The organism is Lelliottia wanjuensis, assembly GCF_030238365.1.
GTDB lineage: Bacteria > Pseudomonadota > Gammaproteobacteria > Enterobacterales > Enterobacteriaceae > Enterobacter > Enterobacter wanjuensis.
Map to the genome: position 1 here is coordinate 155,798 of NZ_JASSOT010000078.1, position 25,367 is coordinate 181,164.

The following is a 25,367-nucleotide window of genomic DNA, read 5'->3' on the forward strand; positions in this document are numbered from 1 at the left end:
CCTTGATCAAAAGTGTTAATCAAACAGGAAGTCACATCGGAGGATGCCGTTGAAAGTATGGGTGATTCTCAGGGAGTTGCCAGTGGCTGAAAACATATCGTTTACATATTAACCGGCGCGTATTTAGATATATTAAAACAACTTAATTATTAAATAATAACTCTCGGCTTTGTTTAATATTGATAATTAATGATTGGAATTGCATAATAAATGTACGCTTTATGAACGTGTTTGAGCTTTTACTTATATAATATTATGAAACATTAATTTATGCTTCCTGTATATATCCTTCTGGCTTTATTTTGCTTTATGCTGTCATTTGGCATTTCTTCTGCGGCAGAGAATATAAATCTCCCTGATCTTGGGAGTGATTCTGCTATGCAAAAAAATAATACTGATAAATCAGATGGAGATAGCGGGAACAATGAAAAAAACATTGAAAAAAAAGTATCCGATATTGCAGTAAGTGAAGCGCAGCAGAGGTTTCAAAATCTGACGCCTGAAGGGATGAAATCAGAGTTTTATCAATACGGTAAAGGTGTCGTTACCGGCGCAGCTCAATCGCAAATAGACAATTTGTTATCACCTTATGGCCATGTTGCTACAAATATAGCCATAGATGATAAAGGAAATCTCGATGGTTCTTCACTGGATTATTTAGTTCCCTGGTATAACGGGGAAAGTGATTTACTATTCAGTCAATTCTCAGTTCATAATAAAGATGGGCGTACCATTGCTAATATAGGCACGGGCGTTCGCCATAATGTCAGTAAAGACTGGATGCTGGGCACCAATGCTTTTTATGATCACGATATTACCCGCGGGCATAAACGTCTGGGTATTGGCACCGAGGCGTGGACTAATTATCTCAAATTAAGCGGCAACTACTATTTACCGCTCTCTTCCTGGAAAGACTCTCCGGACCTCGATGATTACCAGGAGCGCCCGGCGCGCGGGTGGGATGCGCGCGTTCAAACTTATCTCCCAGCTTACCCGCAGCTTGGCGGCTCGATAGTGTACGAAAAGTACTATGGCGATCAGGTAGCCTTGTTCGGTACTGACGATCTGCAGGAAGACCCCTCAGCCGTCACGCTGGGTGTCGACTACACTCCCGTGCCTTTGATTACGCTCAAGGCTGGCTACAAAACGGATCAGTCAGAAAAAAGCGAAGTGACGGTCAATCTGGATATCGATTACCGCATCAACGTTTCGCTCTCAAAGCAACTTGATGGTGACGAAGTAGCGCAGATGCGGACACTTGCCGGTAGCCGGATGGATTTTGTCGATCGTAATAACGACATTGTCCTTGAATATCGGGAGAAGAACGATCTGGATGTCGGTATTTTCCTGGCTCCGACCAACACCGCAGCTCCCTGCATTCTTACCGACGCGCCGGATACCGCTCAGGCCTACGAGGGTTGCCACTGGACGGTGAATGCGGACATTACTTCGCATCTTAAAATACAAAGTGCGCACTGGGTGCCGATGGGCAACTTCAGCCCTGAAAAGGCGCTGGCGCTGCCAGCCTTATCGCCATCAACAAATATCGCAACCGGCAAGGATAACCACTGGACCTTAACCTTCCCGGCGTGGGTGGATTCCCCGGACAGCAACGCGAATAAGTATCGCCTGGCGGTGACGCTGGTGGATGAAAAGGGGCACACCCGTCAGTCAAACGCGGTGAATATCCTGGTGGCAGAGGCGCCGACAAATTATCAACTGGTCATTGATGATGAAGACGGGGAGAAAAAAGCGGTCAAGGCTCCTGCAAACGGAATTACGCCGGTCAACCTGAAAAGCTACGGCGCAAAAGCGGCGGGCGTGCACGGTGAAACAACGCCGGTTGCCCCGGAAAACCTGGACATGACGTTCCACGCCTATGAAGTGAAGGACCGGGATCACGCCCATGAAGTGCCTATCCACAAATCGAAAAAAGAGTGTGATAACGAGCAAAAATGCCTGTTCTTTGTTTCAGGATCGAGTAACGGGAAAGCCGTTGTTTCGAGCACCCGGAGCGGGATCTATGCCTTCGTTGCCACGCAGCAAGACGAAGATGGCCAGAAAACCAACCCCGTGCTCGTGGATTTTAGCGACAGCTCGCAGTATATCGTCGCCGCGATTGTCGATACCCAGAATCCGACAACCAATTTAATTGGGATTAAATCGAACAAATTAGCCCTGGGTCATCAGTACCGTTTTATCCTGGCCTGGGACAGCAATAAAAACGGCCAATGGGATGCCTCTGATCTACAAACGGTGTCGAGCACCGATCTTCGACCGCTGACGGAGGTGACTCACTATCGATGGTTATTTGATGGCAAAAGCACCAACGGAATGCCGGGTGGATATGCTGCCAGTAATACCGATAACCAGGATATTTCCATTCCGGTCACCAATGCAGAAGCAAAAGCTATTTTCCCTGCCGCCGGTATTAATGGCGTCCAGGGATATCAATTAAGAGTGGATTACAAGCTGACAACGGAAGGAATGCAGTTTGTCCAGGCTAACTTTAAGTAAATAATCTTGTTATATCAGTGTGAATTAATTATATCTTAATTATGTGAGTTTTAATGAAAATGAAAACCTTTAACAAAACACTTATTGCCAGCGTGCTGTTTGCGGGCTGTGCACATATGGCCTCTGCGGAAGTTACAGACTCGGCGGGGCAATTAATAGGTACCTTACCCGTTTTAAAAGGCTCGGGTAACGGAGCTGTCGATCACAGCGTCACATTTAATAACGGACACGAAAGTGGCTCCACTGCTGCGATGTCGCCGGGTGATAAAATTACGCTGAGCTATCTTTTTACGGATAAAGAGGGCGATACCGACAGCAGTAAAACCTCTATTAAATGGTTTACGTCTACGGACGGACATGGTGCTAATAAGATTGCATTAGCAAACGATGGTAAGGAGAGCTATACCATTGCAGCGACAGATGCCGGGCGTTATCTGGGTGCAGAAATCACCGAGCAAACCTCTACCGGTACGCCAAACAAAGGTCAGACGATCACCATCAATGATATTAGTGTGAATGATTCAACCGATAATATTCCAGACGGCCCAATTGTCGGCGGTAATATCGGCGTCATGATTGTGGATTCCGCAGCGCCAACGGTTAACCTGATTGGTAAAGCGAACAGCCAGCTGCTCGTCGGCCATACCTACCAGTTCAAAATCTGGTATGACGCGAACAATAACAACGTCATGGATGCGGATGAGCTTGATGCATCCAGCAACTACAACTACAAGTGGGTCTTCGACGGTACCAGTGCGACGACAGGCACCGCGGGCGGTTATGCTGTCAGCAGCACGGACAACAAAGATCTGTCGATCCCGGAAACCAACGCCAGCGCGAAATCTATCTTCGCATCTGCCGGAGCGGACGGTGTCCAGGGCTATGGCCTGAAAGTGGATTATACGGCGAAAGTCAAAGCGGTTCTGAAATCGACCAAACGCAAATAATCGACAACCGTCATGTACTGAGCGCTTCGGCGCTCAGTACATAACAAAATCATGACAGACTCATTGCGTGGTAAAATGATGAAAATAAAATTTATTCACAGCCAGGTGGTGATGCTCATTGTATTACTCAATTTGGGTCGGGCAAGTGCCACGGATCTGACGGCGAGCGCCGGAATTATTAATGGAACACCCCCTGTTATCTACAATGACAAAAATGAACTGGGGAAAGTGAGTTTTCATCGTAAAAACGTTGTTGTGGATGATGATGACGAACTGGATATTAGCGATTCCATAGAATTATTATGGAAAGTGATGGATGCAGAGGGCGACCAGGAGGTGACGCTGCCTACGGTGGAATGGGTTTGCACTGATGTAAATAACAAAAAACATGTGTTGGCCAGCGGAGTCGATCATTACGATATTCTTCCTGACGATAAAGGTTGCACCATTGGCGTCAATATCACTCCCACAACAATTACGGGTATTCCTCGGGCTAATAACACCCTTTCGATAAAAGATATTAGCAACTACGACGTTGAAGATAATATTCCTACCGGCCCCGTTAACCCGCATGCCATGAATATTATCAGCTATATTGTTGCGCCATTAAATCATGAAGCCGCGTACTATGTGACGGCGGATAAAAAACTGCAGACCGCCTTTGCGGGTGCGCAGATACAGCTTGAAACCGATAACGAGGCGGACCAGCTGGAATGGACAACCAGTAATTCCGCGATTGCCGAGGTGAGTGATTCGGGGCTTGTCACTATCCATGCGAAAGGGCCGTTCAAGATCACGGCTCGTCATAATGAGATTAAGACCTCCATTATTTTTAATCCGCAGAAATTCTTCGTCTTTAGCGAAAAGTCCAAAATGAACTGGTATGACGCTAAAGCCTGGTGTGAGAATCAAGGTTATCGCCTGCCCGTCAATGATGATTTGTCTTCAGCGCAGGGCAAACGCGAAGTGCCGAGCGGGGCGCTGTGGCAGGAGTGGGGCAGCAGCCTGGATGATGTCACCCACGCGGGTACGGTGTACTGGTCATCTGAAGAGGCGATTGCCGATCTGGATGCCTATTTCTACATGTACACCGCAACGGGGCATATCACGTCGAATACGTCTGATAAGACGGAAGGCGTGGCCTGTATCATGCCGTAAAGTAAGGTCAGCCGGGTGGCGCTGCGCTTACCCGGCCTACAAAACAATAGTTATGCAATCCGACAGGCGTCCGCTTCCCAGCGATATCCCACGCCATACACCGCGCGGATAAACGACTGATCGGCATCCAGCGCTTCCAGCTTACGGCGCAAATTCTTGATATGGCTGTCGATGGTCCGGTCCGTCACCACGCGGTAATCGTCGTAAAGATGATTCAGCAGCTGCTCGCGGGAGAACACTTTTCCCGGCTCATGAGACAGGGTTTTCAGCAGACGGAATTCCGCCGGCGTCAGGTCCAGCAGTTTGCTGCGCCAGCTCGCCTGGAAACGGCTTTCATCGACAATCAGCGGGCTTTCGGCATCCAGCACCTGGAGTTCTCGCTGCGGACGGCAGCGGCGAAGAATGGTTTTCACACGAGCGACCACTTCACGCGGGCTGTAAGGTTTGCAGATGTAGTCATCGGCACCGATCTCCAGCCCCAGCAGGCGGTCGATCTCCTCGATTTTGGCCGTCACCATCACAATCGGCACATCGGAAAAACGGCGGATTTCACGGCACAGGGTTAAACCGTCGGTGCCGGGCAGCATCAGATCCAGCAGGATCAGATGCGGCGGCGTCTGGCGCACGTACGGTAGCACCTGGTCGCCGTGGTTAATCAGCGTAGGGGCATAGCTTGCCGCGCGTAAATAGTCGATCAATAACTGCCCAAGCTTAGGCTCGTCCTCCACGATCAGAATGCGTGGCGTGTTTTCGTCAATGGGTAACTCAGTCATACTTCTCTCGATAAGTCGCGTTCCAGCGGTAGCTCTACTGTAATGCTAACCCCGCCAAAAGGCGAATGGGCGGCGCGGATGGTGCCGCCGTGCGCCTCGACGATGTTAACGCAAATCGCCAAACCTAATCCCGATCCGCCGCTGGCGCGGTTGCGTGAGCCTTCGGTGCGGTAAAAGCGCTCGAACAGTTTTTCCAGCTGGCCGTCCTGCACGCCCGGTGCGGAATCGGCAAAGGTCAGGGCGAAACGCCCGTCTTCCGCCCGGCCCGAAATGCGCAGCGCGCCGCCGCCGTCCGTATAACGCAGGCTGTTTTCCAGCAGATTGTTGAAGAGCTGCATCAGACGGTCCGGATCGCCGAAGACCACGGCACTGTCCGGCAGGGACAGTTCAATTTTCAGATTTCGACTGGCGAAGCGTTCGCGGAATGCGCCGCTGACCACCTCCAGAATATTGATCACATCGACCGGGGCTTTTTGATATGCCAGCGCTCCTTCGTCGGACATCGACAGCTGATGCAGATCGTCCACCAGCTTGGTGAGCGTCCCGACTTCTGCCTGCAGCGAGGTGACGGACTCCGGCGTAAACTGGCGCACGCCGTCCTGAATGGCCTCCAGCTCACCGCGCAATACCGCCAGCGGCGTGCGTAGCTCGTGGGAAATATCGGCCATAAAGTCCCGGCGCATCTGCTGGTTTTTCTCAAGGGTGCTGGCGAGCTGGTTAAAGTCCTGCGCCAGTTTGCCCAGCTCGTCCTGGCTGCGGGTATCCACGCGGGTGGAAAAGTCGCCTGCTGCCAGCTTGTGTGTCCCTTCGACCAGCCGTTTGACGGGAGCCAGCAGGCCGCGCGCCAGCGGGAAGGTCGCCAGCGCGGCAAGAAGAGTCGACAGAGCGACAATCATCCAGCTGGTCTGTCGCTGCTGGCGATCAAAGTTGATATCCGTGTTGCGCGTCAGGCGCTCAACGGGCGAGGCGATGACCCATCCGACAGTGGCACCGTTAAACGTGATGGCCCGCCGTGTCCCGTCCGGTGGTACCGGCGCGCGTGGGCCGACCAGCACGTATTTATCCTGATCGACCACCCAGAACTGAGTGCGCCAGCCGTGCGGCGGCATGCCCGGCCCCGGACGATCGTCGTCGTTATCGTGCTCTAGGGATTTGAGGATCTGGAACACAAAGCGGTCGTTGTTGCGCAGGAAACGCCAGTTGCCGTGCAGGGCATACTGATCGGCCAGCGCATCGCTCAGGCCCTGCAATCGCTGTTCGTTCCCGCGCTTAATGTAGTCGATAAACCCGCGTTCAAAGCTGACCCGTACCGCCCAGTGCATGGTGATGAGCAGCACGATACAGGTGGCAAAAATCGCCAGAAACAGCTTTCCTGTGATGCCGGGACGCCAGAATTTCATGACTCACTCCTTTTGCGTCGGCTGATGACGACGTTCTTGCTGGTATCATCCGGGACCCGGGCGAAGATAATGGCGGGCAGGGCGATAATCACCGCCATGCTGAGATAGGTGTAGAGGAATACCTGATGCGCGCCGCTGGTATCGACGCTCAAATGATGCTGGCCGTACATCCCGAGCAGCAGCCCCGCGACGGTAACGCCCACGCTCATGGAGAGCTGCATGATCATCGACAGCAGACTATTGCCGCTGCTCGCCAGTTCATCGGGCAGATCTTTCAGCGTCAGGGTGTTCATCGACGAGAAGCGCGTCGAGTTAATCACCCCCTGGAAGAACAGCACCAGCGGCAGGGCGTAGTACCAGCCCATCAGCGCGACGGCCATAAACAGCAGGCTGACCAGCGCCAGCCCGAGCGTAGCGGCCACCAGCACGCGGCGATAGCCGAAGCGGTTGACCACCTGCACCACAATGCGTTTCATGCCCATGCTGCCGAGCACCATCGGAATCATCATCAACCCGGCGTGGAACGGCGAAAAGCCCAGCCCGATCTGCAGGAACACCGGCGTCATAAACGGCAGCATGCCGCTCCCGAGACGCCCGGCGAAGCTGCCGAACAGCCCGAGGCGGAAGGTGTGATTGCGAAACAGGGACAAGCTGAACAGCGCCTGGTCGTTATCCCTGGCGTGCCACAGATACCAGAGAATAGACAGCACGCCGATGGCAATGAGCAACCCCAGCGTCAGGGGCGAAATTCCCAGCCCTTTTTGCCCGTCGAGGGCCAGCGTCAGCGTCGCCATCCCCGCCGCCAGCAGCACAAAGCCGAAGATGTCGAAGCGCCGGGTCTGCATTTTGTAGTTCGGCATCAGGGAGAGCGTGGCGATGGCACCGATAATCCCGACCGGGAGATTGATCAGGAAAATCCAGTGCCAGGAGGCGTACTCCACCAAAATCCCGCCCAGCGCAGGCCCGAGCAACGGCCCCACCTGGCCGGGCAAGGTGACGAAGGTCATCGCCGCCATATACTGCTCGCGCGGCACAATCTTCATCACCGTCAGCCTGCCAACGGGCACCATCATCGCGCCGCCGACGCCCTGCAGCACGCGCGCCATCACCAGCTCGTTCAGCGTGTCGGCCTTCGCGCAAAACAGCGACCCGAGCGTGAACAGCACGATAGCGGTGAAGAAGATATTGCGCACCCCAATTTTGTCCGCCATCCAGCCGCTGGCGGGCAGCATCACCGCCACCGTCAGCACATAGGAGACAATCACCATGTGCATATGCAGCGGGCTCTCGCCCAGACTTTTCGCCATCGAGGGGAGGGCGGTGTTGACGATGGTCGTATCCAGCGACTGCATAAAGAAGCCGAAGGCGACAATCCATAACTGCCAGCGGACGTTACTTGGGAGATCAGTCATGTGTTTCGCTTACTGTCGTTCTGTTTTGACGTGAAAAACGCACCCTCAGACGGTCGAAGAACAGATACACCACCGGCGTCGTGTAGAGCGTCAACAGCTGGCTCATCACCAGCCCACCGACGATGGTGATCCCCAGGGGCTGGCGGAGTTCAGAGCCGTCGCCGCCGGAAATCACCAGCGGCAGCGCGCCAAACAGCGCCGCCAGGGTGGTCATCATAATCGGGCGGAAGCGCAGCAGGCAGGCCTGGAAAATGGCGTCCTGCGGCGACATATTGCCGTTACGCTGCGCGTCGAGCGCAAAGTCGACCATCATGATCGCGTTTTTCTTCACTATCCCTATTAATAGCATGATCCCAATGAGCGCAATTAGGCTAAAGGGCGCTCCAAACAACTCCAGCGCCAGCAGCGCGCCAACGCCCGCCGACGGCAGGGTGGAGAGGATCGTCAGCGGATGGACGTAGCTCTCGTACAGAATACCCAGCACGATATAGACCGTCGCAATCGCCGCCAGAATCAAAATTACCTGCGAGTTCATCGTCTGCTGGAACACCTGCGCGGTTCCGGCAAAGCTGCCGCGCACGGTGGACGGTACGCCGAGCTGAGTCATGGCGCGGTTGATGGCGTCGCTGGCCTCGGAGAGTGACGACCCGGTCGGCAGGTTAAACGACACCGTCGATGCTGCCGACAGCCCCTGATGGTTCACCGACAGCGGCGCGTTAGCGGGCTGCCAGCTGGCGAAGTAGGAGAGGGGGATCGATTTGCCGTCGTTGTTGATGACGTACATCTTATCCAGCGCGCTGATGTCCTGGGTGTAGCGCGGATCGACCTCCATCACCACTTTGTACTGGTTCATCGGCTGATAAATGGTGGAGATCTGCCGCTGTCCGAAGGCGTTATTCAGCAGGCTGTTGGCCGCTTCGACGTTAATCCCCAGCCGCGCCATGGTTTCGCGATCGTAGGTCAGGTTCATCTCCGCGCCGTTGTCCTGCTGGTCCGAGTTCACGTCGGCCAGCTCCGGCAGTGCCGCCAGCGCTTTACGGATTTTCGGCTCCCACTCGCGCAGGGCCGCCAGATCGTCCGACAGCAGCGTGTACTGATAGCTGGCGTTGGCCTGACGCCCGCCAACGCGGATATCCTGAACGGCCATCAAAAACAGATTCGCCCCCGGCTCTTTGGCGAGCTTCACGCGCAGGCGGTCAATCACCTGCTGCGCCGTCTCGTTGCGCTCGCCGCGTGCTTTCAGGGTGATAAACATCATCCCGCTGTTGACGCGCGACCCGCCGGTAAAGCCGGTGACGTTGTCCACCGCCGGGTCTTCACGGATGATCTTCATGAAATCCTGCAGCTTCACGCGCATCGCCTGGAACGAAATGCTCTGGTCCGCCTGAATCCCGCCCATCAGCACGCCCGTATCCTGCTCCGGGAAAAAGGTTTTCGGAATGCTGATATACATCCAGACGTTCAGCGCAATGGTGCCGACCAGCACCAGACCGACAATGCGCGTGTGGTTCAGCACCCATTTCAGCGACCGGCCATAGCCCTCCTGCAGGGCTATCAGCAGGCGACCAAAGCCTTTTTTGCGCGGCTGCGAGTGAGGTTTGCTGCGCTTGAGCATCCAGCCGCACATCATCGGCGTGAGCGTCAGGGAGATCACCAGCGATATGCCGATGGCGACAGAGAGCGTGACGGCGAACTCGCGCAATAGCCGCCCCGGCAATCCGCCCATCAGCAGCAGCGGCAGGAACACCGCCACCAGCGACAGGCTCATGGAAAGCACCGTAAAACCGACTTCGCGCGTCCCCTGAAGCGCCGCCTGGAGCGGCTTCATTCCCGCTTCCAGATGGCGCGAAATATTTTCCAGCACCACGATGGCGTCATCGACCACAAAGCCGGTGGCGATGGTCAGGGCCATCAGCGACAGGTTGTTAAGGCTAAACCCGCACAGGTACATGGCGGCAAAGGTGCCGATCAGCGACACGGGCACCGCCACGGCGGGGATCAGCGTCGCACGGCCGGAGCGCAGGAACAGGAACACCACGAGGATCACCAGCCCGACGGAGATAATCAGCGTCTGCTCGACCTCCTCCAGCGAGGCGCGAATAGTCGGGGAGCGATCCTGGGCGATCTGCAGGTCAATCGCCGCCGGAATCGTCTCCTGCAGTTCCGGCAGGCGCTCGCGGATGCTGTTCACCGTCTGGATGATATTGGCTTCCGGCAGCTTACGGATCATCAGCAAAATGGCCGGTTTGGCGTTGGTCATCCCGGCGTTACGCACGTCCTGCACCGAGTCGGTGACGCTGGCGACATCGCTTAAACGCACCGCCGCGCCGTTGTTGTAGTGAATGATCAGCGGCTGATATTCGGAGGCGGTTTTGAGCTCGTCGTTAGTCTGGATTTGCCAGCGACGGCTGCTGTCTTCGATGGCTCCCTGCGGCCTGCGCACGTTGGCATTGCTGATGGCCGTGCGCACGTCGTCGAGCGACACGCCCTGATTAAACAGCGCTTCGGGGTTCAGCCCCACGCGCACGGCGGGCAGGGAGCTGCCGCCGACGTCTACGTCACCCACGCCGTCGATCTGGGCGATGGTCTGCGCCAGCTGCGTCGAGGCAAAGTCGTACAGCTCGCCCTGGGAATAGGTGTCCGAGGTCAGCGTCAGAATCATAATTGGCGCGTCGGACGGATTAGCTTTGCGATAGGTCGGACGGCTCGGCATTCCGCTTGGCAGCAGGCTTTGCGCGGCGTTGATCGCCGCCTGCACGTCGCGGGCCGCACCGTTGATATCGCGGTCAAAGTTGAATTCAAGAATGATGCGCGTGCTGCCGAGCGAACTGCTGGAGGTCATTTCGCTGACGCCCGCAATGCGCCCCAGGGAGCGCTCCAGCGGTGTCGCCACCGACGACGCCATGGTCTCTGGCGACGCGCCGGGCAGCGAGGCGCTGACCATGATCACCGGGAAATCCACCTGCGGCAGCGGGGCCACCGGCAGCAGCCGGAAGCCGAGCACGCCGCACAGGGTGATGGCGAGCGAAATCAGAATCGTCGCCACCGGGCGGTAAATGAAGAGGGCGAAAAACTTCACTTACGCCTCCTCTTCACGTTTCGGGAAGCGCGCCTTGAGTTTCAGCGCCAGATTATCAAACAGCAGATAAATCACCGGCGTGGTAAACAGGGTTAACACCTGGCTCACCAGCAGGCCGCCAACCATGCCGATCCCCAGCGGACGCCGCAGCTCCGCGCCGACGCCGGTACTGAGCATTAGCGGCAGCGCGCCGAGCAGGGCGGCCATGGTGGTCATCAGGATCGGACGAAAACGCAGCAGACAGGCCTGGAATATCGCGTCGCGCGGGGCCATGCCCTGCTCGCGCTCGGCGGCCAGGGCAAAGTCGATCATCATGATGGCGTTTTTCTTGACGATACCGATCAGCAAAATGATGCCGATAATCGCAATCACATCCAGCTCGCTGCCCGAGAGCATCAGCGCCAGCAGCGCCCCCACGCCCGCCGTCGGCAGGGTCGAGAGGATGGTGACCGGATGGATAAAGCTCTCGTACAGCACGCCGAGCACGATATACATCGCCACCACGGCGGCGACGATAAGCCAGATGGTATTCCCGAGTGCGGCCTGGAACGCCAAAGTGCTGCCCTGGAACTGGGTCTGGATATCGGTCGGGAAGCTGAGGGTTTTCTCAGCGTTCAGAATCGATTCCACCGCCTCGCCGAGGGAATAATCGTCCGGCACGTTAAACGAAATCGTCGTCGACGGGAACTGATCGAGGTGGTTGATGGAGAGCGGCGTGAAGCGCTGCTCGACGGTCGCAATGGCGCTGAGCGGCACAATCCCGCCGTCTTTGCTGGTCAGGCGAATCGAATCCAGCGCCGCCAGGCCCGGCGTCTGCTCGGTGTTGTGCTCCAGCACCACGCGATACTGGTTGGCCTGGGTGTAAATGGTCGAGATCAGGCGCTGACCAAAGGCGTTGTACAGCGCGTTATCGACATCGGCCATAGTAATGCCGAGACGGCTGGCGGTGTCGCGGTTGACGTTCACATACGCCGCCAGGCCCTGATCCTGCCAGTCGCTGCTCACGTCCGACAGATGCGGCAGTTCCTGGAGTTTACTGACCAGCTGTGGAACCCAGGTGCTGAGCGCCTCGAGGCTGTTGGCCTGCAGGGTGAACTGATACTGGGTGCGGCTCACGGTGGTGTCGATGGTGAGATCCTGCGTCGGCTGGAGATACAGCTCGACCCCCGGCACTTTCGCCACCGCGTTTTGCAGGCGTTCAATGACTGCGTTCACGCGATCGTCGCGCTCATCCAGCGGTTTGAGGTTGATCTGCAGACGGGCGCTGTTGAGCGACGGATTGGTGCCGTCCACGCCAACAAACGAGGTCAGGCTCTCCACCGCCGGGTCTTTCATGATCACATCCGACACCTGCTGCTGGCGCTGGGCCATGCTGGCAAAGGACACGGACTGCGGGGCCTGCAGCGTCCCCTGGATAATGCCGTTATCCTGAATCGGGAAGAAGCCTTTCGGGATCATCACCCACAGCAGGACGCTCAACGCCAGGGTGCCCAGCGCCACGCTCAGCGTCGCCCACGGATGATTCAGCACTTTCGCCAGCAGGCGACCATAGGCGGCAATCACGCGTTCAAACAGGCGCTCAGAGGCGCGAGAAAAACGGTTTTGGTTGCGCAAAGATTCCGCGCTCAGCATGCGGGCGCACATCATCGGCGTCAGCGTTAGCGACACCACGGCGGAGATCAGGATCGCCACCGCCAGGGTGACGGCAAATTCACGGAATAACCGGCCCACGATATCGCCCATAAACAGCAGTGGGATCAGCACCGCAATCAGCGAGAAGGTGAGGGAGATAATGGTAAAGCCAATCTCGCCTGCGCCTTTCAGCGCGGCGGCCAGCGGCTTCTCGCCTTTTTCGATATAGCGCGAGATGTTCTCGATCACCACGATGGCGTCATCGACCACAAACCCGGTGGCGATGGTCAGGGCCATCAGCGTCAGGTTATTGATCGAGAAATCGAGGAACACCATCACCGCGAAGGTGCCGACCAGCGAGAGCGGAACGGCGACGGCAGGGATAATGGTCGCCGGGACGTTGCGCAGGAAGACGTAAATAATCATCACCACCAGCGCAATTGCCAGCATCAGCTCGAACTGAGTATCGCTGACGGAGGCGCGAATATTGGTGGTGCGATCGGACAGCACTTTCACGCTAACCGACTTCGGCAGGGTCTCGATGAGCTGCGGGAGCATGGTGCGGATGCTGTCGGCGGTGTCGATAATGTTCGCGCCCGGCTGGCGCTGGACGTTCATCACGATCGCCTGCTGTTTGTTGGCCCACGCGCCAAGCCAGCTATTTTCCGCGCCTTGTTCGACCGTGGCGACATCGCCAAGGCGAATCGGCGCACCGTTCTGATACGCCACGATCAGCTGGCGATATTCGTCGGCGGACTGCATCTGATCGTTTGCCGAGAGCGTGACCGCGCGCGCCGGACCGTCCAGCGAGCCCTTCGCCGAGTTGACGTTAGCATTGCTGATGGCGGTGCGAATGGTCTCGCTGGTTAACCCGAGGGCGGCAATCGCCTGGGCGTTGAGCTTCACGCGCACGGCAGGACGCTGGCCGCCGGAAAGCGTCACCAGCCCGACGCCGGAGACCTGCGAAATTTTCTGCGCCACGCGCGTTTCCACCATGTCTTCGACCTGGGTCATCGGCATGGCGGAGGAGGTGACGGCGAGGGTCATGATCGGCGGATCCGCCGGGTTCACTTTGCTGTACACCGGCGGGTTAGGCAGATCCGAGGGCAGCAGGTTAGTGGCGGCGTTAATCGCGGCCTGCACTTCCTGCTCGGCGACATCGAGGGGCAGCGTGAGCTGGAACTGTAGCGTCACCACCGATGCGCCGCCGGAGCTTTGGGACGACATCTGCTTCAGGCCCGACATCTGACCAAACTGACGCTCCAGCGGGGCGGTGATCGCCGACGTCACCACATCCGGGCTGGCGCCGGGGTATAGAGTGACAACCTGAATGGTTGGATAATCCACTTCCGGCAGCGCCGACACGGGCAGAAAACGATAGCCGATAATCCCTGCCAGCAGGATCGCCACCATCAACAGGGTGGTGGCGACGGGGCGCATGATGAACAGGCGTGATGGCCCACCTGTGGAGCATGGGGGCAACACCTGCATCAGGAAGTCGCTCCCTGTTTCGCGTGTTCGCGTTTCGTCGGTTTAGCGCTGGTGGCGGTGTCGCTGTGGGCTTCGACCACTTCGACTTTGGCCCCTTCGGTCAGACGGTCAATCCCGTCCGTGACCACGCGATCGCCTGCGGAAAGACCGGCGGTGATGACCACCGTCTGGCTGTCCTGAATACCCGGCTTCACCAGATGTTTGCTGACTTTGTTGTCGCTGTTCAGCACCCACACGAAGTTGCCTTCGTTACCCATCTGCAGCGCCGCCGTTGGGATCACCACCGCGTTCTCTTCGGTGGCGACCAGCATGCGCGCGTTGACAAACTGGTTGGGGAACAGGGCGTCGTCCTGATTGTTAAAGCGCGCTTTCAGCTTGATGGTGCCGGTGGTGGCGTCAATCTGGTTATCGAGGCTCAGAAGCTGGCCGTCGCTCAGTTTGGATTTGTTGGCGCGATCCCAGGCTTCGACCGCCAGTTTCTGGCCGTTTTTTTGCGCCTGAACCACGGTGGCGATTTCGCTTTCTGGCAGAGTGAAAACCAGATCAATCGGGTGCGTCTGGGTGAGGACAACAATGCCGGTGGTATCACCGCTGGAGATCTGGTTGCCGATATCGACTTGTTTCAGGCCGACGCGCCCGTCAATCGGCGCGGTGATGCGGCTCCAGTCCAGCTGAAGCTGTGCGCTGGCAACGGCGGCTTCATCGGCCTTGATGGTGCCCTGGGCCTCGCTCACCAGCGACTGCTGGGTGTCCAGCTCCTGGCGGGAGACGAGATTGGTTTTCACCAACTGCTGATAGCGCGCGAGATCGCGCTGAGCGTTGGCAAGCGTCGCTTTGTCTTTGGCGAGCTGGCCCTGGGCCTGCGCGAGCGCCACTTTGAACTGGCTCGGGTCGATTTCCGCCAGCAGATCGCCAGCTTTGACCTGCTGGCCTTCCTGGAAGTGGATCGCCATTAGCTGTCCGTCGACGCGGCTGCGCACGGTGACAGTATTGGCGGCGGTGACGGTGCCGAGCCCGGTGAGATAACGAGGAACCGATTTGCTGACGGCGGTCGCGGCCTGAACAGGTGCCAGCGCGCCGCCGCGCATACCGTGGCGTCCACCGCCCGCAGGGCGCTGTGCCTGGCTGTTAGCACCTGCCGGATCGGTGGTCTGCGCCGATTGATTATGCCAGTACCACGCGGCGGCAAGCGCCACCACAATGACACCGACGGCGATAGCCCAGCGGGATTTGTTGCTGCCTTTCATCGTTATACGTTCTCTTCCTGAAACACTTCGGGGAATGATACTAGTTTAGTCAGGCAACACCGCGGAATAATGGAGGAAATATGAAAGACTGTCTGGATTTGTCCGAGATAAAAGCAAACAGCAACCTATGGTTGCTGTTTTAGTGTTTTCTCCCTCTCCCTGTGGGAGAGGGCTGGGGTGAGGGCATCAGGCCGCTCGGAGCGTTTGCCCGCCGGGTGGCGGCTTCGCCTTACCCGGCCTACAACGGCAAGAAAACCTCGATCAACTAAACATCACCTTCGCCCAACGGGCCAAACCTGCGGTAACGGAACCAAAATCATCGCCACCGGCAATTGGAATGCCCGGCAACTGCTCCGCCAGCGCTTTTTTGATCAGCGGTGAACGCGCGCTACCGCCGGTCAGGTAGATCACGTCCGGCTTCTCGTTGCCGTTCTCCAGCGCCAGCTGGACCTGCTCCAGAATGCGCTGCAGCGGCTGCGTCAGCGCCGTTTCAAGCCCCTGCTGAGAAATCGCCGTCGCCAGCTCATCGCTGATAAACGGCAGTGTGATGGCGTGCTCGACCGCGTTCGAGAGGGCGATCTTGCTCTCTTCGGCGCTGCGTACCACGCGATAGCTCAGGCGCTGACGCCAGACTTTATGCAGCAGGGCCACTTTGTCGCCGTCCTGGGCGTCGCGCACCAGGTCGTTAAGGAAGCGTCCGTTGGCGGTGCTGTAGAAATCGCTCTGCGCCGGAACATCGTTAATCGCCACGGCGTTCCACCACGGCAGAATTGGGAGAGCCGTGCCTTTTTCGGTCTGGCCGCCCATGCCGAGCAGCGGCATCAGACTCTTAAACGCCAGGGCGATATCCAGGTCGTTACCGCCGACGCGGCAGCCGCTGTGCCCTAACAGGCTGTTTTCGCGGTCACGACGCTGGTGCCACTGCGGCCCCATCAGGAGCAGGGAGCAGTCCGTCGTACCACCGCCGATATCCACCACCAGCACGCGTTTTTCTTCGCGCAGCGTGGCTTCAAAATCCAGCCCGGCGGCAACTGGCTCATACTGGAACACCACGTCGCGAAAACCAGCGCGATGGGCCGCGCGCTCAAGGATCCCCTGTGCCTGCTGGTTGGCTTCATCGCCGCCTAGACCCTGGAAGTTGATCGGGCGTCCGATCACCGCCTGGGTAATGGTTTCAGTCACCTGAGTCTGCGCCTGGTTGCGAATATGCAGCATCATCGCGCAGACCAGATCTTCAAACAAGGCCACCTGCTGCGGCTTCAGCCCGCTGGCACCGAGGAAAGATTTGGGGGATTTAACGAAGTAAACTTCTTCGGGATCTTCAATGTACTGCGCCAGCGAAGAGAGACCGAACTGCACGCTTGATGGCGTCACGTCGATATCTTCTTCGCGGTTGAAATTCACGGCACGACGCAGCAGCGCCTGCGTTTCCCCGGCAGTGGCCGGAACCTGATGATGGCGATAAAGCCACTCGCTCACGGCTTCACGCGTCGGGGCGCACAGCATCGACGGCAGCAGCGAGCTCTCTTTTTCCATTTTCAGCAGACGGGGCTGATTGTCATCCATCACTGCGACTGAGCAGTTTGCGGTACCGTAGTCAAAACCAATAAACACTGACGTAATCCCCATGCCGTTGAGAAGGGGCGAGACTTTAGCGAAATGTCTCGCTCTCGACAACTGGAATATGAAAGCAAGGCACGCGGGGCCTGGTCGGGTTATGCTGTGAGGACAACAAAAGGAGCGACGATGTACACCCTGAACTGGCAACCCCCCTACGACTGGCAATGGATGTTTGGCTTTCTCGGCGCGCGTGCGGTTACGGGCGTGGAAACCGTCACTGACGAGTATTACGAGCGCAGTTTCACCTGCGAGGGTCATCAGGGGCTGTTTCGCGTCACGCCACTCGAGAAGCATTGCACCCTGCAGGTGACGCTCAGCGACGGGCTGATTCCGGTGGCCGATACCTGTCTGGCGCGTATCGAACGTCTCTTCGATCTGACCTGCAATCCGCAGCAGATTGCCACGACGCTCGGAGAGCTGGGTGCGGCGCGTCCGGGGTTGCGATTGCCGGGGGCGATGGATGCTTATGAGCAGGGCGTGAGGGCGATCCTCGGGCAGCTGGTGAGCGTGTCGATGGCCGCAAAACTCGCGGCGCGGGTGGTGGCCCTGTGCGGTGAACCGCTGAAAGATTTCCCGGAGTACACCTGTTTCCCGACGCCTGCCGCGCTGGCAGCCGCCGATCCGCTGGCGCTCAAGGCGCTGGGGATGCCGGTCAAGCGCGCGGAGTCGCTGATTCATCTTGCGCAGTCGGTGGTCGACGGCACCTTTCCGCTCCAGCCGCCGGAAGATATTGAAGGGGGAATGAAGGCGCTACAGGCGCGACCGGGGATCGGGCGTTGGACGGCGAACTACTTAGCCCTGCGCGGATGGCAGGCGAAGGATGTGTTTTTGCCGGACGATTATCTGATTAAACAGCGCTTCGCCGGCATGACACCGGCGCAGATCCGCAAGTATGCTCAGCGCTGGCAGCCGTGGCGCTCTTACGCGTTGCTTCACATCTGGTACACCGATGGCTGGACACCGTCAGTTGATAGCGAAGTAGCTGGTATTCAGCAGTAGCTCCAGCGGCTGCGGCTCGGCGATGGAATCCCCGTAGATAAAGTCGATGCCAATCCCAGAGAGGGTATCCATCATCAGCGGCTGATTGCTCGGCCCGGCGATGGTTTTCATCCCCAGCCGCTGGGCGTGGCCCTGGATAATGGTCACCATCATTTCGTCCATCAGATTGCCGTGGACGTTGGTCACCAGCTCTGGGTCAAGCAGCAGATAATCCGCCATGTGCGCGCTGAGATGGTTGAAGATATCCATATCACGTCCGACGTGGCTTAACACAATCCGACATCCCGCCTGACGCAGTTTTTGCAGCCCTTCCTGAATGTTAGCGTCCTGGTTTTGCAGGGTTTCGACCGGGATCACCAGATGCAGCAGACGCCCCGGCAGCGGACTTTTCTCCTGCAAATCGAGCAGTTCATTCACCAGCGTCGCGCTGGAAAGTCCTTCCGGTGAGAGCGGCAGCGCCACGCCCATCCCTTTACTGGCAACCTGACCCGCAAAGGCGCGGAAAAATTCCTGGAAAATACGACGGTCGAGGGCATGGAGCAGATCCGGCTCCGCCAGACCTGAACGGAACGCGTGTTCTTCCAGCACTTCGCCCTGACTGGTCCACAGACGCAGAGAGACCAGCCAGAAATTGCTGGCTTCCGGAATGCGCGGTGAGGCGACGCTGCGGCCAATCATCAGCAGGTGATTGTCTTTGATCATGTGCCACTGTTCATCGAGGGACATCATGCTGCGCGCGCTGTGAATTCTCTCCTGCTGCGGCTCGTACACGGTTACCACGCCGCGGCCATTATTCTTCGAGGCGTAGCAGGCGATATCCGCCTGGGACATCACATCGGCGGCCTGGCTGTTACTGTCATCAATCAGCGTAATCCCGGCGCTGGCCCCGATGCGGTGCAGACGACCTTCCCACATAAAGTGGTAATCGTTGATAGCGTGAATAATTCGACCCGCGATATAGCGCGCGCTCTCGACGTTACAGTCCGGCAGCAGCAGGCCAAACTCGTCGCCGCCCAGACGGGCCAGCACGTCGCTGGAGCGCAGCATGCTCAGCATCAGGGACGACAGCTCACGCAGCAGGGCGTCGCCCGCCGCGTGGCCTGCGGTGTCATTCACCGCCTTGAAGCGGTCGAGATCGATAAACACCAGCGCGTGGCGCTGATGGGTGTCATGCACGGTTTGCAGCAGACGCTTGAGGTGGCTCTCGAAACTGACGCGGTTCGCCAGGTGGGTGAGGGCGTCGTGAGAGGCGCTGTAGCTCAGCTGGCGCAGCATTTTGCGCGATTCTGTGACGTCCTGAATGACCAGCACCGAGCCGATATTCTGCCCGTCGAGGGTGCTGAGCGGTGTGATGCTGTAGTGAATATCAAAGGTGCCGCTGTTACGGCTGTGCAGCACCACGTCCTGATTGATGTCGGAGCGTGACATATCGCCGCTGTGAATATTTTCCATCGGCGGACCGTTCTCGCCGAAGGTAATGTGCAGCACGTTGAGGATCGGCTGGCCCATTGCCTCCTGCTGCGTCCAGCCGCTCATCTTCTCGGCGACCGGGTTCATAAAGGTGACGTGCATGTCGACATCGGTACAGAGCACCGCCTCCCCGATGGAGTCGAGGGTGATATGCAGACGCTCTTTTTCCTGGAACAGGGCTTCGTTAAGTTCCTTAACTTCGGTCATGTCCATATTAATGCCGAGCAGACGCTCGACTTCGCCCTGCTTGTTGAGCACCCGGTTCGCCAGGGAGCGGATATGGCGCACGCCCTCTTTGACGCGAATGCGGAACTCCAGCTTAAATGGGACGCGCGCCATCAGGGAGTCGCGGATGACCTGTTCGGCCTGCTCGCGATCTTCCGGAATAATGCTCTCATGCCAGAGCTGCCAGGTCGGTTTGATGTGCGGCGGGATCTCGTACATCTCGAACATGCGTTTGTCCCAGCTGATCACATCCGGCTGCAAATCCCACTCCCAGATGCCAATTCCGCCCGCTTCGTTCGCCAGCGTAATGCGCTCCATCAGACGCTTATTCACCCATTCGGTGTGCTTGAGGTCGTTGATGTCTTCAATCTGGGCGATGAAATAGAGCGGGGAACCGTCCGTATGGCGCACCACGGAAACCGTCAGCAGCGCCCAGACCACCTCGCCGCTGCGGGTGTAGTAGCGCTTCTCCATCGAGTAGCTGTTGATATCGCCACGAACCAGCTCTTCCAGGCTTTCAAGATCGTTGTTTAAATCTTCCGGCCAGGTCAGCTGCTGGAAGGTGAGGGCCTGCAGTTCGGGCTGGGAATAGCCGAGGAACTGACAGAGTGCTTTGTTGGCCTGTAGCCACTGGCCTTCGATGCCCACCAGCGCCATGCCGATGGCGGAATATTCCATCGCATTACGAAAACGTTCTTCGCTCTCGGTAATGTGTTTGCGCTCGGCGCGAAACGCGTACATCACCATGGTCATTACGTTCGCGGGCAGGAGCATCATCAGGAACGGCAGCCACGGCGCGTTGAGCATTACGCCGGTATTCTGGGCGGTCATCAGCGTCGGTTGGGTCGCAATCATCAGCGACACCATCATCACCGTCACCAGGAAGACGAGGAAGGCTTCCATGCGCGGCAGGCGCACGGCGCTCCACATCAGCAGCACAATCACGCAGGTAAACGGCCAGGGCAGGAAGGTGATCGCCACCCAGCACAGCACCAGCGTCACGGCCATGGTGAGCAGCGTTTCGAGTAGCAGTTTGGGATTGCGATGACGCAGTAAATAGTGAGGTTTGAACAGCAGACCGAGCGGGACCAGCGCCAGCGCGCCGATGGATTCGGATAACACCCAGACCAGGAAGTTACGCACCGGTTCGGCGCTCGGGACCAGCAGCCAGGCCAGAATACCGCCCAGAATCGGCGGGATGACCGCGCTGCCAATCGCCAGTCGTATCCAGTCGCCAAGATTTTTTAGTGGATTATACCAGGGCAGGAGTTTACGCAGCAGCAGCGCGCCGACGCACGCTTCAATCACGTTGATCGCCGTATACCAGAAGCTGAGCGTCTCCCAGGAGAACAGCATCCATGACGCAAAAACATTGCCGAACGAGCAGGCGAGGGCGATGCCGGGCCACATCTTCCCGGCGTGGCGATAAAACGCGACCATCATGATGGAGGTCGGGAACCACAGCGGTGCCAGTAACGTTCCGAAACGCGTCAGTTCGAGCGAGAAAAGGGTAAAGATAAAGGTAACCAGACCAAGACTGACAAGCCGTAGTAAAGGATGTGGGGTAGTCACCAAAACACGTTGGTATTGTTTATTCATTACCGCTTTATCCAGAGACGCCATGCTGCCAGGAACCAGGTCCGCACGAGTGAGAATTTTAATTTGGATTATGCTAGTACAAACAATTTACAATTCATATGCTGACTGCTCATAATTTGTCATCATAGAGTTATTAAATACTTAGTCTGCAGAAATTTCATGTTTAACGCTGTAAAAGTGACCGTTTAAATTTGGGTCAGGGCCAAAAGATGTATTTGGAATGACTCTCGCATTACCTGCGCTTTCGACTAGTATCAGACACACGAAATCCCTATAATTGCCGCGTTTGACGCTCCGGCGTCGTCCTTCCTTTACATCCAGGTTAATCAGGTCGCTAAATTTATGACTGATAAGTCTCATCAGTGCGTCATCATAGGCATCGCCGGCGCATCAGCTTCAGGTAAAAGTCTTATTGCCAGTACGCTTTATCGCGAACTGCGTGAACAAGTTGGTGATGAGCACATCGGCGTCATTCCCGAAGACAGCTACTATAAAGATCAATCCCATCTGTCGATGGAAGAACGCGTAAAAACGAATTACGACCATCCTAATGCCATGGATCACAGCCTGCTGTTCCAGCATTTGCAAATGATCAAAAGCGGCACCCCTATCGACCTGCCGGTCTATAGCTATGTCGACCACACCCGTACGGCAGAGACGATTCACATTGAACCGAAAAAGGTCATCATTCTGGAAGGCATTCTGCTGCTGACCGACGCGCGTTTGCGCGAAGCGATGAACTTCTCGATTTTCGTCGACACACCGCTGGATATCTGCCTGATGCGTCGTATCAAGCGCGACGTCAACGAGCGCGGGCGTTCGATGGATTCGGTGATGGCACAATATCAGAAGACGGTGCGTCCGATGTTCCTGCAGTTTATCGAGCCGTCTAAACAGTACGCCGATATCATCGTGCCGCGCGGGGGTAAAAACCGCATTGCTATCGATATCCTGAAAGCGAAAATCAGCCAGTTTTTTGAATAATTCGCGCGAATTGTGTACCGTTCAGAGATAACCGGGTTTGCCCCGAAGCCGCTGCGGCTTTGGGGTTTGATGCACGAAAGGAGAAAGTGTCATGCGTCTTTGTGACCGAGATATAGAAGCCTGGCTGGATGAAGGGCGTCTGTCTATCACCCCGCGTCCGCCAGTGGAACGCATTAACGGCGTCACCGTCGATGTGCGTCTGGGCAATAAATTCCGTACTTTTAGCGGCCACACCGCCCCCTTTATTGATTTGAGCGGGCCGAAAGACGAAGTCAGCGCGGCGCTCGATCGCGTGATGAGCGATGAAATCGTGCTGGCCGAAGGCGATGCGTTCTACCTGCATCCGGGCGAGCTGGCGCTGGCGGTGACCTATGAGTCCGTCACGCTGCCTGCCGATCTGGTCGGCTGGCTCGATGGCCGCTCTTCTCTGGCGCGTCTGGGCCTGATGGTGCACGTCACCGCGCACCGTATCGATCCCGGCTGGTCCGGCCGTATCGTGCTGGAGTTCTTCAATGCCGGAAAACTGCCGCTGGCCCTGCGCCCTGGTATGATGATCGGTGCGCTGAGCTTCGAGCCGCTTACCGGCCCGGCGGATCGCCCTTACAACCGCCGTCAGGACGCGAAATATCGCGACCAGCAGGGCGCGGTTGCCAGTCGTATCGATAAAGACTGATTTTAGGCTTCACTGAGGATGCCATGAGAAGAGTTCTGACAACGCTGATGATTTTGCTGGTGGTGCTGGTTGCTGGCCTTTCAGCGTTGGTTCTGCTGGTTAACCCTAATGATTTCCGCGCCTACATGGTGCGGCAGGTCGAAGTGCGAAGCGGGTATGAACTGAAGCTGGATGGACCCCTGCGCTGGCACGTCTGGCCGCAGCTCAGCATTCTTTCCGGTCGGATGTCGTTGACCGCGCCGGGCGCGACGGCTCCGGTGGTCGCCGCCGACAACATGCGCCTCGACGTGGCCTTGATGCCGCTGCTGTCGCATCAGCTCCAGGTGCGACAGGTGATGCTCAAAGGCGCGGTGATTCAGCTGACGCCGCAAACCGAAGCCGTCCGCAAGCCGGATGCGCCCGTGGCGCCGCGCGCCAACTCCCTTCCTGATGTGCCGGAAGACGCTGGCTGGTCGTTTGATATCGCCAGTCTGAAAGTCGCGGACAGCGTGCTGGTATTCCAGCATGAGGACGACGATCAGGTCACCGTGCGCAACATCAATCTGAAGATGGAGCAGGACGAAAACCATCTGGCGACGGTCGATTTCTCAGGCCGCATCAACCGCAATCAGCGCGATTTGACCTTGTCGCTGAATGGCAATGTCAATGCGTCTGACTACCCGCATCAGCTCACCGCTGATATTCAACAGCTCAACTGGCAGTTCTCCGGCGCCGATCTCCCGACTCAGGGGATCACCGGGCAGGGCACGCTTCAGGCCCTGTGGCATGAAGAGCAAAAGCAGCTGGAGCTGAACAATCTCAACCTGCAGGCCAATGACAGTACCCTGAAAGGGCGCGCCAGCGTCATTTTGAGCGAACAGCCGAAGTGGGTGTTTGATCTGCAGTTCGACAAGCTCAATCTGGAAAATCTGCTGCCGCAGCCGGTCACGGCAAAAGAGGGCGATGCGTCCCAGCCGTCCGCGCCGCCGAAGCAGACGCGACCGGTTATCGCGACCAGCGCCGATGCGCCAGACTACAACGGGCTGCGCAGCTTTACTGCCGATGTTCTGCTGAAAGCCAATACGGTGCGCTGGCGGGGAATTGATTTCACTAACGTCAGCAGCCAGATGCTCAACCACAACGGCCTGCTGGTGATTTCCGACCTGAGCGGCCAGATGGGCGCGGGGCATATTTCTCTGCCGGGCATGCTGGATGTGCGAAAGGATATGGCGAAAGCCGAGTTCCAGCCGCGTCTTGAGAACATCGAGATCGGCACCATCCTGAAAGCCTTCAATTACCCGATTGCCCTGACCGGCAACCTGACCATGGCGGGCGATTTCTCCGGCGATAAGATTGATGCCGACGCATTCCGTCGCAGCTGGCAGGGTCAGGCGCACGTCGACCTGGCCAACAGCCGCATGGAAGGCCTCAACTTCCAGCAGTTGGTGCAGCAGGCCGTGGAGCGAAGCAGCAATATCAAAGCGAAAGAGAGCTACGACAGCGCGACGCGCCTCGACAGCTTCACGACCGATATGACGCTGGATAACGGTCAGCTCACGCTGGACGATATGCAGGGGCAATCCTCGATGCTTGCCATCTCAGGCAAAGGGACGATGGATCTGGTGCAGGAGACGACCGATACGCGCTTCAACGTCCGCGTCGTGTCGGGCTGGGAAGGGGAAGGTCCGCTGGTTGATCTTCTGAAAGAGACCGCGATTCCGCTGAACGTCTATGGTAAATGGCAGGAGCTGAACTATAGCCTGCAGGTTGACCAGATTCTGCGTAAGCATTTGCAGGATGAGGCGAAACGCCGGTTGAATGAGTGGGCGGATAAGAATAAGGATTCGCAGAATAGTAAGGATGTGAAGAAGCTGTTGGATAAGCTTTGATTTGATATTTTGAGCATCTGAGGTTGTTCCGTTCACCTTATGTTCAGCAGAATATAATGGCGTCTTAACCTGTGAACGTGACAAGGGGGCTGCGCGGCCCCCTTGTCAATCCCCGCGCCCCGCCATGAAATCGGTGCTTCGCACTACGCTCACCTCCCGGCCATCTGCCTGCGGTCGGCTCGACTCGTGATTACTCGTCCCATCCATGGGACTCGCCCCTACGGGGCCAGCGCAAGCGCTGTTCAAAATTGCTCCCGGCAATTTTGTCCTGTC

At 57.2% G+C, this 25,367-nt stretch carries 15 protein-coding genes; 7 read left to right on the forward strand and 8 right to left on the reverse strand.

The window, feature by feature from the left end; translation table 11 throughout:
- Window positions 1-270 precede the first annotated feature (270 nt).
- Genes QQF33_RS23885 through QQF33_RS23895 form a run of 3 tightly spaced genes read left to right on the forward strand, consistent with a single transcriptional unit; the run spans window position 271 to window position 4,622 of the window.
- Window positions 271-2,517 (forward strand): inverse autotransporter beta domain-containing protein, encoded by a 2,247-nt coding sequence (locus QQF33_RS23885; protein ID WP_285158726.1) that lies wholly within the window; start codon window positions 271-273, stop codon window positions 2,515-2,517.
- A gap of 53 nt (window positions 2,518-2,570) precedes the next feature.
- Window positions 2,571-3,464 (forward strand): SinI family autotransporter-associated protein, encoded by an 894-nt coding sequence (locus tag QQF33_RS23890; protein WP_285144091.1) that lies wholly within the window; start codon window positions 2,571-2,573, stop codon window positions 3,462-3,464.
- 51 nt (window positions 3,465-3,515) lie between these two features.
- Entirely contained in the window at window positions 3,516-4,622 is a 1,107-nt protein-coding gene (locus QQF33_RS23895) for an Ig-like domain-containing protein (protein ID WP_285158727.1), read from the forward strand.
- Between the two features lie 50 nt (window positions 4,623-4,672).
- On the opposite strand, the gene baeR is transcribed toward QQF33_RS23895, so the two are convergent.
- The 7 genes from baeR to yegD all read right to left on the reverse strand — a co-directional run bounded on the left by baeR (window position 4,673) and on the right by yegD (window position 17,270).
- On the reverse strand, window positions 4,673-5,395 hold the full coding sequence (gene baeR / locus QQF33_RS23900; RefSeq protein WP_100779592.1) for an envelope stress response regulator BaeR: 723 nt from the start codon (window positions 5,393-5,395) through the stop codon (window positions 4,673-4,675).
- The gene (gene baeS, locus QQF33_RS23905; protein WP_285158728.1) at window positions 5,392-6,795 is read right to left on the reverse strand and encodes an envelope stress sensor histidine kinase BaeS; all 1,404 of its coding nucleotides are present in this window, start codon (window positions 6,793-6,795) and stop codon (window positions 5,392-5,394) included. The genes baeR and baeS overlap by 4 nt, the downstream gene beginning before the upstream one ends.
- A complete protein-coding gene (gene mdtD, locus QQF33_RS23910; RefSeq protein WP_282495031.1) occupies window positions 6,792-8,207 on the reverse strand; it encodes an MFS transporter in 1,416 nt (471 codons plus the stop codon). The genes baeS and mdtD overlap by 4 nt, the downstream gene beginning before the upstream one ends.
- The gene (gene mdtC, locus QQF33_RS23915) at window positions 8,200-11,286 is read right to left on the reverse strand and encodes a multidrug efflux RND transporter permease subunit MdtC (RefSeq protein WP_285158729.1); all 3,087 of its coding nucleotides are present in this window, start codon (window positions 11,284-11,286) and stop codon (window positions 8,200-8,202) included. Before mdtC ends, mdtD begins: the two co-directional genes overlap by 8 nt.
- Window positions 11,287-14,409 carry an MdtB/MuxB family multidrug efflux RND transporter permease subunit gene (locus tag QQF33_RS23920; RefSeq protein WP_285158730.1) on the reverse strand — a complete coding sequence of 1,041 codons (3,123 nt, stop codon included), beginning with the start codon at window positions 14,407-14,409 and terminating at the stop codon, window positions 11,287-11,289.
- Entirely contained in the window at window positions 14,409-15,656 is a 1,248-nt protein-coding gene (locus QQF33_RS23925; RefSeq protein ID WP_285158731.1) for an MdtA/MuxA family multidrug efflux RND transporter periplasmic adaptor subunit, read from the reverse strand. Before QQF33_RS23925 ends, QQF33_RS23920 begins: the two co-directional genes overlap by 1 nt.
- 261 nt (window positions 15,657-15,917) lie before the next feature.
- Complete coding sequence (gene yegD / locus QQF33_RS23930) at window positions 15,918-17,270, reverse strand: molecular chaperone (protein ID WP_285158733.1); 1,353 nt, start codon at window positions 17,268-17,270, stop codon at window positions 15,918-15,920.
- A gap of 132 nt (window positions 17,271-17,402) precedes the next feature.
- Here yegD and alkA point away from each other — a divergent pair, with 132 nt between their 5' ends.
- Window positions 17,403-18,275, forward strand: a complete 873-nt coding sequence (alkA, locus tag QQF33_RS23935) for a DNA-3-methyladenine glycosylase 2 (RefSeq protein ID WP_285158734.1) — start codon at window positions 17,403-17,405, stop codon at window positions 18,273-18,275.
- Here alkA and QQF33_RS23940 read toward each other — a convergent pair.
- The gene (locus QQF33_RS23940) at window positions 18,240-21,569 is read right to left on the reverse strand and encodes a diguanylate cyclase (RefSeq protein WP_285158735.1); all 3,330 of its coding nucleotides are present in this window, start codon (window positions 21,567-21,569) and stop codon (window positions 18,240-18,242) included. The two genes, alkA and QQF33_RS23940, sit on opposite strands and share 36 nt — an antisense overlap.
- A 342-nt stretch (window positions 21,570-21,911) precedes the next feature.
- Between QQF33_RS23940 and udk the strand changes: the two genes are divergently transcribed.
- From udk to asmA, 3 genes are all read left to right on the forward strand, one after another.
- On the forward strand, window positions 21,912-22,553 hold the full coding sequence (gene udk, locus QQF33_RS23945) for a uridine kinase (RefSeq protein WP_282495024.1): 642 nt from the start codon (window positions 21,912-21,914) through the stop codon (window positions 22,551-22,553).
- Window positions 22,554-22,644: 91 nt separating this feature from the next.
- Window positions 22,645-23,226 (forward strand): dCTP deaminase, encoded by a 582-nt coding sequence (dcd, locus tag QQF33_RS23950; RefSeq protein ID WP_282495023.1) that lies wholly within the window; start codon window positions 22,645-22,647, stop codon window positions 23,224-23,226.
- 23 nt (window positions 23,227-23,249) lie between these two features.
- Complete coding sequence (gene asmA, locus QQF33_RS23955; RefSeq protein ID WP_285154395.1) at window positions 23,250-25,094, forward strand: outer membrane assembly protein AsmA; 1,845 nt, start codon at window positions 23,250-23,252, stop codon at window positions 25,092-25,094.
- Window positions 25,095-25,367: the final 273 nt, after the last annotated feature.